The organism is Gilliamella sp. G0441, assembly GCF_050589305.1.
Lineage (GTDB): Bacteria > Pseudomonadota > Gammaproteobacteria > Enterobacterales > Orbaceae > Gilliamella.
The window spans coordinates 1-13,773 of sequence record NZ_JBNRJF010000002.1; the positions used below are offsets into that span (position 1 = coordinate 1).

13 protein-coding genes are annotated in these 13,773 nt (G+C 36.4%); 7 read left to right on the forward strand and 6 right to left on the reverse strand.

Annotated features, from left to right (window positions below):
* Nucleotides 1-199: 199 nt before the first annotated feature.
* Together ACKJXD_RS02245 and ACKJXD_RS02250 are read left to right on the forward strand one after the other, a co-directional pair.
* Nucleotides 200-1,033, forward strand: a complete 834-nt coding sequence (locus tag ACKJXD_RS02245) for an RHS repeat domain-containing protein (protein ID WP_430875397.1) — start codon at nucleotides 200-202, stop codon at nucleotides 1,031-1,033.
* Nucleotides 1,033-1,560, forward strand: coding sequence for a hypothetical protein (locus ACKJXD_RS02250; RefSeq protein ID WP_220215120.1), 528 nt, complete (start codon nucleotides 1,033-1,035; stop codon nucleotides 1,558-1,560). Before ACKJXD_RS02245 ends, ACKJXD_RS02250 begins: the two co-directional genes overlap by 1 nt.
* Before the next feature lie 36 nt (nucleotides 1,561-1,596).
* Here the strand turns inward: ACKJXD_RS02250 and ACKJXD_RS02255 are convergent, their stop codons facing one another.
* The gene (locus ACKJXD_RS02255) at nucleotides 1,597-1,893 is read right to left on the reverse strand and encodes a helix-turn-helix domain-containing protein (protein WP_430875398.1); all 297 of its coding nucleotides are present in this window, start codon (nucleotides 1,891-1,893) and stop codon (nucleotides 1,597-1,599) included.
* 209 nt (nucleotides 1,894-2,102) lie between these two features.
* On the opposite strand from ACKJXD_RS02255, the gene ACKJXD_RS02260 reads away from it, so the two are divergent.
* The gene (locus tag ACKJXD_RS02260; protein ID WP_430875399.1) at nucleotides 2,103-3,386 is read left to right on the forward strand and encodes a CHC2 zinc finger domain-containing protein; all 1,284 of its coding nucleotides are present in this window, start codon (nucleotides 2,103-2,105) and stop codon (nucleotides 3,384-3,386) included.
* A gap of 424 nt (nucleotides 3,387-3,810) precedes the next feature.
* Nucleotides 3,811-4,263: an SMI1/KNR4 family protein gene (locus ACKJXD_RS02265; RefSeq protein WP_430875400.1), complete on the forward strand. Its 453-nt coding sequence runs from the start codon at nucleotides 3,811-3,813 to the stop codon at nucleotides 4,261-4,263.
* A 107-nt stretch (nucleotides 4,264-4,370) separates the two neighbouring features.
* Here ACKJXD_RS02265 and ACKJXD_RS02270 read toward each other — a convergent pair whose 3' ends face one another.
* Both ACKJXD_RS02270 and ACKJXD_RS02275 read right to left on the reverse strand, forming a co-directional pair.
* On the reverse strand, nucleotides 4,371-4,928 hold the full coding sequence (locus tag ACKJXD_RS02270) for an imm11 family protein (RefSeq protein WP_220215116.1): 558 nt from the start codon (nucleotides 4,926-4,928) through the stop codon (nucleotides 4,371-4,373).
* A gap of 560 nt (nucleotides 4,929-5,488) precedes the next feature.
* Nucleotides 5,489-7,174: an amidohydrolase gene (locus ACKJXD_RS02275; protein WP_430875401.1), complete on the reverse strand. Its 1,686-nt coding sequence runs from the start codon at nucleotides 7,172-7,174 to the stop codon at nucleotides 5,489-5,491.
* A 148-nt stretch (nucleotides 7,175-7,322) separates the two neighbouring features.
* Here ACKJXD_RS02275 and matP point away from each other — a divergent pair, with 148 nt between their 5' ends.
* The 3 genes from matP to cysB all read left to right on the forward strand — a co-directional run bounded on the left by matP (nucleotide 7,323) and on the right by cysB (nucleotide 11,558).
* Nucleotides 7,323-7,787, forward strand: a complete 465-nt coding sequence (gene matP / locus ACKJXD_RS02280; protein ID WP_220215114.1) for a macrodomain Ter protein MatP — start codon at nucleotides 7,323-7,325, stop codon at nucleotides 7,785-7,787.
* Between the two features lie 29 nt (nucleotides 7,788-7,816).
* Nucleotides 7,817-10,417 carry a type I DNA topoisomerase gene (gene topA, locus ACKJXD_RS02285; RefSeq protein WP_411623119.1) on the forward strand — a complete coding sequence of 867 codons (2,601 nt, stop codon included), beginning with the start codon at nucleotides 7,817-7,819 and terminating at the stop codon, nucleotides 10,415-10,417.
* A 169-nt stretch (nucleotides 10,418-10,586) separates the two neighbouring features.
* Entirely contained in the window at nucleotides 10,587-11,558 is a 972-nt protein-coding gene (cysB, locus tag ACKJXD_RS02290; protein ID WP_065558285.1) for an HTH-type transcriptional regulator CysB, read from the forward strand.
* A gap of 82 nt (nucleotides 11,559-11,640) precedes the next feature.
* On the opposite strand, the gene hisIE is transcribed toward cysB, so the two are convergent.
* Genes hisIE through hisA form a run of 3 tightly spaced genes read right to left on the reverse strand, consistent with a single transcriptional unit; the run spans nucleotide 11,641 to nucleotide 13,771 of the window.
* Nucleotides 11,641-12,267, reverse strand: coding sequence for a bifunctional phosphoribosyl-AMP cyclohydrolase/phosphoribosyl-ATP diphosphatase HisIE (gene hisIE, locus ACKJXD_RS02295; protein WP_267350795.1), 627 nt, complete (start codon nucleotides 12,265-12,267; stop codon nucleotides 11,641-11,643).
* Nucleotides 12,261-13,037, reverse strand: coding sequence for an imidazole glycerol phosphate synthase subunit HisF (gene hisF, locus ACKJXD_RS02300; protein WP_430875402.1), 777 nt, complete (start codon nucleotides 13,035-13,037; stop codon nucleotides 12,261-12,263). Before hisF ends, hisIE begins: the two co-directional genes overlap by 7 nt.
* Nucleotides 13,019-13,771 carry a 1-(5-phosphoribosyl)-5-[(5-phosphoribosylamino)methylideneamino]imidazole-4-carboxamide isomerase gene (gene hisA, locus ACKJXD_RS02305; protein WP_430875403.1) on the reverse strand — a complete coding sequence of 251 codons (753 nt, stop codon included), beginning with the start codon at nucleotides 13,769-13,771 and terminating at the stop codon, nucleotides 13,019-13,021. Before hisA ends, hisF begins: the two co-directional genes overlap by 19 nt.
* Nucleotides 13,772-13,773: the final 2 nt, after the last annotated feature.

Genomic DNA, 13,773 nt, shown 5'->3' on the forward strand with positions numbered 1-13,773 from the left:
AATTCAGTGATAGCATTGACATTACTCCACAAGAACGAACAATTTACGAGAAAATATAAGTAAAGATGTTTATCAATATTATGTTTTTATTTAATTTTTCATTTTTAAAATCACCCAAAATAAGAAATTATCCATAATTACAAAAATTTCTTAACTATTCTGAATTTCCACCTTTTTTCACTCTATCAACTTGCATTAGGTGCTTTTAGAATGGGCTTTTTTACTTATTTTATGGCTGTTTAGCGTTTTTTGTTATTTCGAACTCTTTTTAGTCCGCTATTTTAAAAATTATAATGTTAGAAGCTTTCTTTTCACAGCTAAGTTAAGCGAGGGCAAGTCCTACTCGATTGTATCGGATTATTTGGGCAGACCCGCTCAGGCCTATGATGATAAAGGTGAATTGGTTTGGCAGATAGAATTTGACATCTATGGCAGAATACGGGAAAATTTATTTAACAATAAGTCGTTTATTCCGTTCAGGCAACTGGGGCAGTACGAAGATAAGGAACTAGACGGGCTTTATTATAACCGCTTCCGATATTACGACAGTAATACAGGAACTTATATAAGCAAAGATCCGATTGGATTACACGGAGGCATACAGCTCTACGGCTACGTCCATGACACGAATGCGTGGATAGACCCGTTCGGGCTTGCAAAACGTGGACCTAAAACGGGAGGAAAAGGACCTCATAATCAAACAATCAAATCCTGGGCAGATGAAATAATATCCGATGGAGGTACGATTATATACGGAGGTGGATACGAAAAAGAAAAATTATTTGAAACTCTTGGAGGGCATAAATCAGGAAGACGTCCTGATATTGTTTGGCAAGATGCTGACGGTAAAACACATTGGGGTAATGTAGGAAAGACTAATGCAAAAGGAAAGCCTGTAACCAGAGAGATTTTAGCTATGCAGGATTTGAATAAAATTAGACACGCCAATGGTGTTCCTGAAAGGGTGCATTTCCGCTCCTATACTCATCCAGAAACAAATAAGAAGCCGAAACCAAAAACAAGTTGTCACTAATGGAACTAAATATAGTTGCATCCAGAAAATGCATAATTGAATTTGTAAATAATTTTTTAGAAAATAATAACCTTGTCTTTTTTAATGATAAAAACTTTGAGAAAAGTGGTATAGTTGTATCAAGTAGTATCAGTATGTTGGATTTTGTTGATAGTAATATCCTTATCAATATTGGTACTAAGGAAGATTATGAAGCAAAAATAAAATTACTAAATCATCGTCCACTTGTTGATGACAAAAACGACTTTATTTATATGACAAACTTTTGGACAAAGAATGAAGTTAAGATAACAAATACTTCATTTTTATGGTATCCTAACCGTAGTCCAAATGCTAAGCATTATGGTTCTATTTTACAAAAAGAAATTAAAAAACATTTTAATTATGGTATGCACACTGAAGACAGTCGGTATACATTACTAAACAAGACTTTCGCCAAGTATTATTGGTCTGATGAAGTGAAAAATTATTTGGATAAATTATATAATAATGGCGGAGTTGTTCCAATTCGCCCTATTATTGAATAACAATTAAAGCCACTCAAAAAGAGTGGCTTTAATATTTTACAGCGCAGCGATATTTTTAAGTTTTACAGATTTTATAAAACCGTCCAGCACGTGCAGGATATGGTTTTTATCTTCGCTTTGCATATTGTCCAGTTCCGCCAGCCGTTGCAGCATTACGGGGTCTTTAAACAGGTCAGCTTTGTCCGTTTCTCCCAGCAGATAACCCACCGTAGTATTTAAGAAACCTGCAATTTTTTTAGCCACTTCGATACCCGGTATCATCTCGTCACGTTCATACCTGCCTATTACCGAGATAGAAGTATTGAGGAGCTTAGCCTGCTCGTCCTGTGTCATCTTTCTTTGCGTAATGCAGCCACTCTTTTACCGAAACTATCCATAACAAAAACACTTAAAAGGGTTATAAAACTCCTGATTTAACTTAATAGTACAAATATAAAACTCTTTTACGGACTAAAAAAGCCGTATAAATTTTGTTGATAAATCCGAATAGAGTATCTTTGAGCCGTAAACGGTCTAAAAAATATTTTTAAAATAATTTTCCAATGGACATATCAGCGATAAGACAGGGTTTAAGCATAACGGCAGTACTGGCACATTACGGGTTGAGAACGGATAAGAACCAAAGATTAAACTGTCCGTTCCATAACGACAAAACGCCCAGTATGCAGGTGTATGAAAAGACAGGTACAGTATATTGTTTTAGTAGCAATTGCAAAACACACGGCAAAGCAATAGACGTAATAGATTTTATCCTGTACAAAGAAAGCTGCACCAAGCACGAAGCCATAGAAAAAGCAAAAACAATGATAAATAGCGGGTTAATATTGAATAATGTAAAGCAAGGAACAGCACCAAAAGAAGAACCACCAACAGACCCAAGCATCTTACAGCACTTAGAAAAAACCTTTGCCTCATCGGTATGGCACAGCGAACCTGCGAAGCAGTACTACAAGCAAAGAACCTTGAACATAGAAAAGCTGAAAGGCTTTATCGGCTTCAATAGCGGGCAGTTCCACCACAGCAGCAGAAAAGATCAAAGCCTGATAGCACAATGCGTAAACATAGGGATGCTGCAACCATTGCAAAGAACCAATAACCAAACAGGCGAAAACGTAAGCTATAAAGTATTTGCAAAGCACTGCCTTACCTTTATGCTCCGGGACAAAACCGGAAACCCTGTAAGTCTTTACGGACGGAGCATCCACAATAACAGCGAGAGCAAACATTTTTACTTAAAGAACCGCAGGGGCTTATATCCGAATTATCCCAAACCGGAAACTACCAAGCTGATACCGACTGAAAGCATTATAGATGCAGCTTCGCTAATACAGATAAAAGAAACTGTGCAAAATGCTTGTCAGACTGAGCTTGTCGAAGTCCTTGCCCTGTACGGAACCAACGGCTTAACGGACGAACACACCGAAGCGGTGAGCCAATTACAGCAACTGGATGAAATCATTTTTATGCTCGACAATGATGCAGCAGGCAAACAAGCGACAGCAAAGCATTGTAAAACATTACAAACCTTGTTACCCAACATAACATATACTACAGTAGAGCTGCCTAATAAAGATGTAAATGAAACGCTGCAACTGCACGAAGATGAAACCATTTTTATAAAACTACTACAGGAAAGAAAATCTGTAAGTATTGATACGCCAGCATTACAGCCAAAAGCAAGTGATTTTTTTGTTTCATCTGAAAAAGAAAAAACAACTGAAAACAAACCAACAAAAAGCAATCATTTAAGCCTTGAAAACATCAACACCCTGATAGCGCAAAGCGGTATTGTAGGCGAAGAAGTTACAAAAACTTCATATCTATAGCTCAAAAATTGAAACGTTAGCAGGAATAGAAAAACTCCCTTTGAATAGCTTATCTTTGGTTCGGAACAACGCTTTAGAAAATATAGAAGCCATAAAATAACTCAAAAAATTGAATGGTTTACTGATTGAAAAGTGCAAAAAAATTACTGATTACACTTTACTAGATAGCTTAAAAAAGAAAGTGGATATACGAATTATTAAATAACTAATTCAAAATTACTATCCTAAATTTTGTGTATTTATCCACTAAAGGTAATGGCTGATTCTGTCTCTAAGTTCTGAATATTCTAAAACGGGCTTTATCATATTGGAGTTGAATTTGATACTTTTGAAGCTAAAAAATGATTATGATAGGAGTATAGAGAAAAAGCTCTTCAACAAAGAGCTAAAAGCAAAAATAGAGTGTAATTAAATGATTATTCCTATGTTTAATGAATATGCTATAAAATTAACAATTGAAGATATTCAAGAAATTGAAAATCAAATAAATTTTAACTTTCCAAAAGACTTTATAGATCATTATCTTAAATATAATGGTGGAATTTCTTCAAAGACTTATTTTTACATAGAAGAATATGAAACTTTTGTGGAAATTAGCCATTTTAGATCAATTAAGTACAAGACAGATTCAGATGATCTTAGAATCGAAGATATCTACCAAATTTTATCTATAGAAAAAAATATTATACCAACAAATATGCTGCCTTTTGCTATGGATTGGGGTGGAAATTTATTTTGTATGAATGTAGAGACTGAAGATATTTACATTATTTATCTAGATTTAGGAGAAGTTAATGAATCAAATGGAAGTATAAGGTTTTTAATAAATGGGTTTTCTAATTTTTTAAATAATTTAAAAGAAAATATAGATGAATAGATAAAATATTAAGAAAATCCAACTCATATGAGTTGGATTTTCTATTTTAAGCGTTAAGTTATTAAAGCGAAATTCATAAATCTTTCTGAGGTTAATCAATTGACTTATTAGATACCTTCATAATCATCTAAATGAATAAATCTCACGCCAGTGGGGTTCAATTCTTTGATTTTTTCAACGACAGATTCATGGTATAAATACATACCTGGTTCTTCAAGTAATCTCCATCCTAAACGTCTATTTAATGGTATCTTTCTTAAAGCATCCTTGTCTAAAACAATTTTATCGAAAAAATAAAGCTCGCAATCTTCATCGTATTCATATTCTGAATTTTCTTTATCTAGTGCTTCATAAGTATTATCATCAACAAAAACACAGTAATAATCTTCAATATATCCACCTTTACGATCTGAAAGTTTTAGAGGAACGATACGCACACCTTCCATGTTCATAGCCATCATTGCTTCAGCGACTCTTTTACTAACAAAATCTTTAGCACCAGTATGATAATCTGCTAAAACCGGACGGCGAGGCAATGGATCGCCTAACTCGGCTTCAAGGATATCATCATGTTCTTCACATATGTCAAACATCGGGTAAGCTTCATCATCTTGGCTTTCCATAAAATAGTACTCAAAATTGTTTTCATTATTAGTGTTTTTCATGCCTTATCCCTTATAAATTTTATAATTTATGTTTTAATGAATATCGATATTTAGTATTTGTATACTAATTTCTATACAACTCTGCTTATATAGTGTTGTAAATCATAACACTTTTCATAATGTTACATTGTAAAAAATTGTTTTTATTGAAAAATAATTTTAATTAAGACAATCAAAAAAATTTAAAAAAACTTTCGAGATAACCCAAAATGACGGTGATATGAAAGCGTTCAGGAAGGTTAACCTAATAATAAATTTAGTCGTTAAAATTAATAAAAATTTAAGTGAAAATATTATAGGTAGAATAATTTGAAATATTTAAGAAGCAATGGTAGATAAAATATCTATAATAAATAATGATATTTTCGATACCCCAATAAAAATATAAAAAAGAAGTACATTAACCTACTTTTATTTCTGAATTATTATGATGAAGACAAAATGCTGTGGAATAAGATTAATAAATACTACACAAATCTTAAAGATAATAGCTAAATAAAAATAAAGCCAACGGTTAGGTTGGCTCTATTTTTTAAACAATCTATCTAAAGCTATAGTTTTTATGAGTCTTGCTGATAAACTGTTTTACCACCAACAATAGTCGTTAATACTTTCACATTTTGCATATCGGTTGCTGGAATGGTAAATGGATTGCGATCTAAGATGATCAAATCAGCAAATTTACCTTTTTCAATTGAGCCAATATACTCATCTTGTTTTAGCACATAAGCAGCGCCAATGGTTGCGCAGCGTAAGACTTCGGTAGCAGTTAAATTACGGTCACTGTTTAAACGTGGGTGCTGTGCATCAATTTGTCGGGTCATGGCTATTTGAAAATCATACCATTCATTTAATGGATCAATTGGCCAATCGCTACCAAAGGCGCAGTTGACGCCTGCATCGATATATTGCCCGTGGGCTTCTAAACCGTTATAGCGTTTTTCGCCAAATAGTGTTTGGTATTGTTCAACCATGGCGTCGCTACAGCCAGCCCATTGGAATGAAAACACCACACAAGCATTTAATTGCTTATACCTTGCATATTGATGCGCAGCACTAAGTTCATTGTGCGCCGTGCTAGGGCGGATATCGGCATCCGGTAATGCTTGGCGCATTTTTTCGATTGCATCAAGCACCACTTCAATGGCACCTTCACCAACAGTATGCATATGAGGATGAAAACCAGCACGCGAGGACTCTAAAATTAAAGCATTTAGCATCTCAGTTGAATAGTACAAATCACCATAACGATCTTTTTCATCTTCAAGTTGATAAGGTTGTAATAGTCTTGCTGTCATTAATGGTGCTTGCATTACCCCGTCAACAAACAGTTTAGTATGTGAAATTTTAATACCGGGCTTAGGTTGCCAATTTTTATCATCATAACGGTTTGCAAACTGTTTAACTTTTTCGAGTAATGCCGGAATAGCTTCAATGGATGTCACATCATCTGGCGGTAACTCTCGTGCACCAAATAACCGAATGGTAAGTTGATCTTGCTGTTGCAACTTCAAAAAGGCATCGGCTTGCGTTTCAGTTATCCGTGCGTCCATCACGGCTGTTATGCCTTGTTTGTTTAATTCTGCCTGTGCTAATTTAGCAATATGTGCGGCTTGTTCTTCCGTCAATTTTGATATGCTATCAAAAGCTCGCATAGCCGGTGCATCTTCTAAAATGCCATTAAGTTCACCGTCTTGTGTTCTGCCTATTTTTCCATCTGTCGGTTCGGGTGTGTTTCTATCCAAACCAAATTTTTGCAACGCAATACTATTAGCAACTAACGTATGACAATCGTTAGAAAAAAGGATTACAGGTCGCTGAGTATTGAGTTTATCCAGATCAAAGCGTGTAATATCGGTACCAATTGGTAACACTTCTTGCCTTAACCAGCCTCGAACTTGTAGCCATTGTGTGCTATTATTCTGACTGTCTTTATCCAAGTGTTTTTGAATAATTGCTAAAGTATCCTCAACGGTTAAACTTTGATAATTCAAATTACATGAGGTCAATTGCATGCCACCCCAAAAAGTATGAAGGTGTGAGTCGATTATCCCCGGCATCATCGTTTTACCATGAAGATCGTAAATTGCTGTATCATTATCAACATAGTGATGGCTATTTATTTCATCTGTGGAGCCAGTTGCTATTATGTAACCATTTTTGATTGCTATCGCTTCACAAACTGTATCTTTTTTATCTGCTGTATAAATATAGCCATTAATATAAATAACATCAGCTTTAACCATTATTTTTGATTCCTTAAATAAAGAACGATATAAAAGGTGAACGATACCAGATTTATAAAAAATTTGTCAAATGCAATAATTTTCTTTATTGTGTAAAACGATTATGCTACATATAATCTCTATAGTTACAGCGTCACAAGGTGAACAAATGAAATATCAACAACTCGAAAACCTTGAATGTGGGTGGAAGTGGCACTATTTAGTAAAAAAACATCTAGAGGGCGAGCCAATAACTCGCTATATTGAAAAAAGTGCTGCTCAACATGCCGTAAATGAATTATTACTGTTAGAACATAATCCAACAAGCGTTGTTGATTGGATAAAATCGCATTTGAATCCCGATCTAGATAATCGCATGAAGCAGACTATACGGGCAAAACGAAAACGACATTTTAACGCAGAACAACAATATACACGGAAGAAGTCCATCGATTTGGAGTTTTTAGTTTGGCAACGCTTAGCGAATTTAGCTAAACGCCGTGGTTGTACGTTGTCACAAACCATTACGCAACTTATTGAAGATGCTGAGCAAAAAGAACAATATGCGACAAAAGTATCAACAATAAAAGATGATTTACTGTCACTTCTTGATGTGAAGCGTAACAGTAAATAACACAAACTACAGGATAAATAGGTTTAATTATGGGAAAATCCCTTGTTATTGTGGAATCACCAGCTAAAGCAAAAACAATTAATAAATATCTTGGCAAAGAGTATGTTGTAAAATCAAGTGTGGGGCATATTCGAGATTTACCCGTTAGTGGTAGTAGCCAACGCTCTGAGAAAACGACTAAAGATAAAGCCGAGAAGAAAGTAAAACGCTCAGAAAAAGAAGCGTTAGTCAGTCGCATGAGCGTGGATCCTTACCATGGTTGGAAAGCACATTATGAGATTCTACCCGGTAAGGAACGTGTTGTATCAGAACTTAAAAAATTAGCTAAAGATGCCGATATGATTTACCTCGCAACCGACTTGGATAGAGAAGGGGAAGCTATCGCCTGGCATTTAAAAGATGTGATTGGTGGCGATGACAATAAGTACCGTCGTGTAGTATTTAACGAAATTACGAAAACAGCCATTAAAAATGCATTTAATAAACCATCTATGTTAGATATGGATCGGGTAAATGCTCAGCAGGCTCGTCGCTTTATGGATCGGGTTGTGGGCTTTATGCTTTCGCCATTACTTTGGAAAAAAGTGGCTCGAGGTTTATCCGCGGGGCGTGTCCAATCGGTTGCTGTTAGACTTGTCGTTGAACGTGAGCGTGAAATTCATGCCTTTATTCCCGAAGAGTATTGGGATCTGTATGCTGATTTAATGACGCAGAATAAAGCGCAATTAACGTTACAAGTGACACATTATAAAAATGAAGCATTTGAGCCAAAAGATAAAGTAGCGATCGATATTGCATTGGCTGAACTTAATAAAAGCCAGTACCATGTTACCAATATTGAAGAAAAACCAACCAAAAGCAATCCGACAGCACCCTTTATTACCTCCACTTTGCAACAGGCAGCAAGTACCCGTTTAGGGTTTGGTGTTAAAAAGACGATGATGTTAGCTCAGCGTCTTTATGAAGCAGGTTACATCACCTATATGCGTACGGATTCAACCAATTTAAGTCAAGATGCATTGACTATGGTGCGTGATTATATTGGTCAGAATTTTGGGGATAAATACCTGCCAAAATCTGCCAATGTTTACAGTAGTAAAAAGAATTCGCAAGAGGCGCATGAAGCCATTCGTCCATCTGATGTAACAATACTGGCTGATAAGCTTAGCGATGTTGACGCTGATGCGTGCAAACTCTATCAACTTATTTGGCGACAGTTTGTTGCTTGTCAAATGACCGCTGCCGAATACAATTCCACCACAATCACCGTAAAAGCGGGAGATTTTATTTTAAAAGCGAAGGGACGTACATTACGCTTTGATGGTTGGACAAAAGTGCAACCTCAATTATCAAAAAATAGTGACGATAAAATTTTACCGGCGGTTAATGTTAATGACAAATTGGATTTAATTAGCTTAAATCCGAATCAACACTTTACTAAACCACCTGCACGTTATAATGAAGCGTCATTAGTAAAAGAGCTTGAAAAGCGTGAAATAGGACGACCATCAACTTATGCAACGATCATTTCAACTATTCAAGATCGGGGCTATGTACGTTTAGATAATCGTCGTTTTTATGCTGAAAAGATTGGTGAAATTGTTACAGATCGCTTAAATGAGAATTTTAATGATCTTATGAGCTATGATTTCACGGCACGCATGGAAGATGCACTGGATGAAATTGCCAATAAAAAACAAGAATGGCGAGAAGTACTCGATCAGTTTTTTAGTGATTTTAGTAAACATCTGGAAATTGCTGAACAAACGCCAGACAAAGGGGGAATGCAATTAAATCCTTTAGTCTTAACGCCAGAAATAACCTGTCCAAATTGTGGACGTGAAATGGGCATTAAAACGGCTGGAACGGGGGTGTTCCTTGCTTGTTCCGGTTATGCATTACCGCCTAAAGAGCGTTGTAAGCAAACAATTAACTTAATCCCTGAACATGAAACCCTAAATATTTTAGAAGAGTCAGAAACAGCCGAAACTGATGCGTTAAGAGCTCGTAAGCGTTGTCCTAAATGTCACACGGCAATGGATAGTTATCTGCTTGATAATGAACGAAAACTACATATTTGTGGTAATAATCCAATTTGTGATGGATCGCTTGTTGAAAAAGGTAACTTCAAAGTCAAAAGCTATGAAGGCCCTATTATTGAATGTGAAAAATGTGGATCTGAAATGCATCTCAAATCAGGACGTTTTGGTCTATACATGGGATGTACCAATCCAGATTGTAAAAATACGCGTAAGATCTTAAAAAATGGTGATGTTGCACCGCCAAAAGAAGATCCGGTCGATTTGCCTGAACTTAAATGTACTAAGTCAGATGCACACTTTGTACTACGTGATGGTGCATCGGGAATCTTCTTGGCTGCACACAATTTTCCAAAATCAAGGGAAACACGTGCACCATTGATTGAAGAGTTACAGCGTTTTAAAGATCGTTTACCCGAAAAATTTAAGTATTTAACTGAAGCACCAAGTAAAGATCCTGATGGTAACCCATCTATTGTGCGTTTTAGTCGTAAAAGCAAACAGCAATATGTCACATCAGAAGTAAATGGCAAATCAACTGGTTGGGTAATGCAATACGTCGACGGCAAATGGATCAATAGTAAAAAATAGGTAAGAACACCTGAATGATTGTTAATATCATTCAGGTTAAGTATACGTTTTAGTATAAAGTCGTGTGTTTGTTTGTGCTAAAGTGTGAAAGGAATTACCTTATAATTTCCCTCTTTTTTAATACGTATTAATCAAGAGGGAAGTGTATAGAGTTAAAGGAGCCTTTGTCATGAAATTGCAACAATTACGTTATATTGTCGAAGTGGTGAACAACGATCTCAATGTTTCGCTAACGTCCGAAAAACTTTATACATCGCAGCCTGGTATAAGCAAACAGATTAAATTATTAGAGGATGAATTAGGCGTCCAAATTTTTACCCGTGTAGGAAAACATCTTTCAGAAGTGACACCGGTAGGCGAAAAAATCATTGCATTAGCTAAAGAAATCCTCAATAAATCGAAAGATATCAAAATCATTGCTAAAGAGTTCAGTCAGCCAAATCAAGGTTCTTTAACCATCACAACAACCTATACGCAAGCCCGTTATACCTTGCCAGTTGTCATCCAAAAGTTTATGCAACAGTATCCACATATTATTTTGCACATGGAGCAAGGATCGTCTCAACAATGTCTATTGCAAGCGCAAACCGGTCAAGCTGATTTTGCGATAATTACCGATCTTTCGCAGTTAAGTGATGATATGATCGCTTTACCTTGCTACCACTGGAATCAAGCTGTGATTGTCATGAAGGATCATCCTTTGGCTAAAAGTAATATGATTTCAATTGAAGAGTTATCAAAATATCCTTTAGTCAGCTATGATTTTTCTAATGATGGATCAGATTTAAATCAGGCGTTTATTAATGCCAAACAATTACCCAATATTGTATTTAGCACAACAGATGCGGATTTAATTAAAACTTATGTTAAATTGGGTGTTGGGGTCGGCATTGTAGCGAAAATGGCAGTCAATGAAAACATCGATAGCGATTTTGTCGTGCTTAATGCAGGTCATATATTTCCTTATAGTACAACTTATATTGCCTTTGCTCGGTCACTCTTTTTACGTAGCTATATGTACGATTTCATCAGTCAATTTTCACCCCATTTAAATAGACAAACGGTTGATAGACTGATTCTTTGTGATAACAATGTTGAAGTACAAGCTATGTTTAATGGTGTGAAATTGCCAATTTGTTAGGTCATTGATGACTGACATTCGGTAAATTATTTCGAATAAATATTGAGTAAAGTGCGAGGTTTTCGCACTTTATTGTATCGTTTTATTTGTGTCTAGCTTTTAGTATACCGATAACATCTTGAAGGGACAGATTTTGATCTTGTAATAAAACTAATAAATGATAGATCAGATCCGCTGACTCATTTTTAAGTTCTTCTCGGTCATGTACGGTGGCAGCCAGCGCGGTTTCAACGCCTTCTTCGCCCACTTTTTGCGCTATACGCTTGGTGCCATCATGATAAAGTTTAGCGGTATACGATGACTGAGGATCGGCATTTTTACGTGCAGCAAGCAATTGCTCTAATTGATATAAAAACCCCCATTCCGTTTTAGCCTTAGCAAAGCAACTGTTGCTACCGGTATGACACGTAGCGCCAATTGGATCAACTAAAATCAGTAGGGTATCGTTATCACAATCGGTTGAAATGCTTTTTACATTTAAAAAGTGTCCTGAGGTTTCGCCTTTTGTCCATAGTCGATTTTTAGTTCGTGAATAGAAAGTTACTTTACCAGTAGTTTGGGTTTGTTTAAGGGCTTCTGGCGTCATGTAGCCAAGCATTAACACATCACCTGAAACATAGTGCTGAATAATAACAGGCATTAAGTTATTCACTTTTTGCCAATCAAGCTGACTCGCGTCTAATTGGTTGTCTGAATTGGAAACTAACATAATCGAATCTCTACTCCGTGTTTAGCTAAATACTGTTTAAGTTCTGCAATATTAATAATTTGTTTATGAAATACTGACGCTGCCAAAGCACCATCCACACCAGCATCTTGAAAAGCATCTAAAAAGTGCGCCATTGTGCCTGCACCACCTGAAGCAATTAATGGAACATGGCAAACTTTGCGTATCGTTTTTAGTTGTTTAAGATCATACCCATGACGAACGCCATCTTGATTCATCATATTGAGTACGATTTCACCGGCGCCTCGTTTCTGCACTTCCTTAACCCAATCTAGGGTATTCCATTTGGTTGCAACGGTACGTTTTTCATCGCCCGTAAATTGATAGACATGGTAATTATCAGTTTCTTGGTCGTACCAAGTATCAATCCCAACTACAATACACTGCACACCATAACAATTGGCTAACTCCGTAATTAAATCTGGGTTAGCTAAAGCAGGGGAGTTAATCGATATTTTATCCGCACCAAAGGTTAATATTTGCCCAGCATCTTCGACGGTTTTAATACCGCCAGCCACACAAAAAGGAATATCAATCACTTCTGCAACTTTGGCAACCCAACTTTTATCGACCACACGCCCGTCAGAAGATGCTGTTATGTCATAAAAAACCAATTCGTCAGCACCTTCTTCAGCATATCTTTTTGCTAGTGGTACAATATCGCCGATGATCTCATGATTGCGAAATTGTACCCCTTTGACCACTTGACCGTCACGAACATCTAAACAAGGGATTATCCTTTTTGCCAGCATGAAATTGCCTCCTGAACTGTAAATTTACCTTCAAGCAATGCTCGACCGACAATCACACCGGCAACACCACTTTCTTGTAGTGCTTGTACGTCTGTTAATTGTCCGATTCCCCCCGATGCTTGAAACGCGATTTGTGGAAATTGTTGACTTATTTCTTGATAGAGTTTCACATTAGAACCACTAAGTGTCCCATCTTTAGATATATCGGTACAAAGCACATGTTTCAAACCATAAGGTAGATAATCGTCAATCACCTGTTCAAGTGTTTGATTCGAATTCTCTTGCCAACCATGAATAGCGACATATTTGTTACCTTGCTCATCAATCCGTACATCGAGCGCTAATACTAATGCTTCAGCACCATAGGTGTTAAACCATTGCTTAACAAGTTGAGGTTGTTTAATGGCTGTTGAGCCGATGACTACTCGAGTGGCGCCTGCGGCAAGTAGGGCTTTGATATCCTCTTCTGTACGGATACCACCACCAACTTGAACAGGAACTTGTACACCCGCAATTAAAGTTTTAATCAAGGATATTTGGCGTGCATTGGGATCTTTTGCACCGGTTAAATCAACAAGATGTAATAGTTTGGCTCCTTGTTTTTGATAGTCTTGTAATCTCAGTAGTGGGTTATTGCCATAATCACGTTTGAGATCATAATCACCTTGATGTAATCGAACAACAGTGCCGTCAATTAGATCCAGTGCAGGTATGATAGTAGGATAGGCACTCATGA

Coding starts and splice junctions, on each gene's coding strand:
- ACKJXD_RS02250 (WP_220215120.1), top strand. CDS start 1,033: ATGGAACTAAATATAGTTGCATCCAGAAAATGCATAATTGAATTTGTA.
- ACKJXD_RS02255 (WP_430875398.1), bottom strand. CDS start 1,893: ATGACACAGGACGAGCAGGCTAAGCTCCTCAATACTTCTATCTCGGTA.
- ACKJXD_RS02260 (WP_430875399.1), top strand. CDS start 2,103: ATGGACATATCAGCGATAAGACAGGGTTTAAGCATAACGGCAGTACTG.
- ACKJXD_RS02265 (WP_430875400.1), top strand. CDS start 3,811: ATGTTTAATGAATATGCTATAAAATTAACAATTGAAGATATTCAAGAA.
- ACKJXD_RS02270 (WP_220215116.1), bottom strand. CDS start 4,928: ATGAAAAACACTAATAATGAAAACAATTTTGAGTACTATTTTATGGAA.
- ACKJXD_RS02275 (WP_430875401.1), bottom strand. CDS start 7,174: ATGGTTAAAGCTGATGTTATTTATATTAATGGCTATATTTATACAGCA.
- matP (WP_220215114.1), top strand. CDS start 7,323: ATGAAATATCAACAACTCGAAAACCTTGAATGTGGGTGGAAGTGGCAC.
- topA (WP_411623119.1), top strand. CDS start 7,817: ATGGGAAAATCCCTTGTTATTGTGGAATCACCAGCTAAAGCAAAAACA.
- cysB (WP_065558285.1), top strand. CDS start 10,587: ATGAAATTGCAACAATTACGTTATATTGTCGAAGTGGTGAACAACGAT.
- hisIE (WP_267350795.1), bottom strand. CDS start 12,267: ATGTTAGTTTCCAATTCAGACAACCAATTAGACGCGAGTCAGCTTGAT.
- hisF (WP_430875402.1), bottom strand. CDS start 13,037: ATGCTGGCAAAAAGGATAATCCCTTGTTTAGATGTTCGTGACGGTCAA.
- hisA (WP_430875403.1), bottom strand. CDS start 13,771: ATGAGTGCCTATCCTACTATCATACCTGCACTGGATCTAATTGACGGC.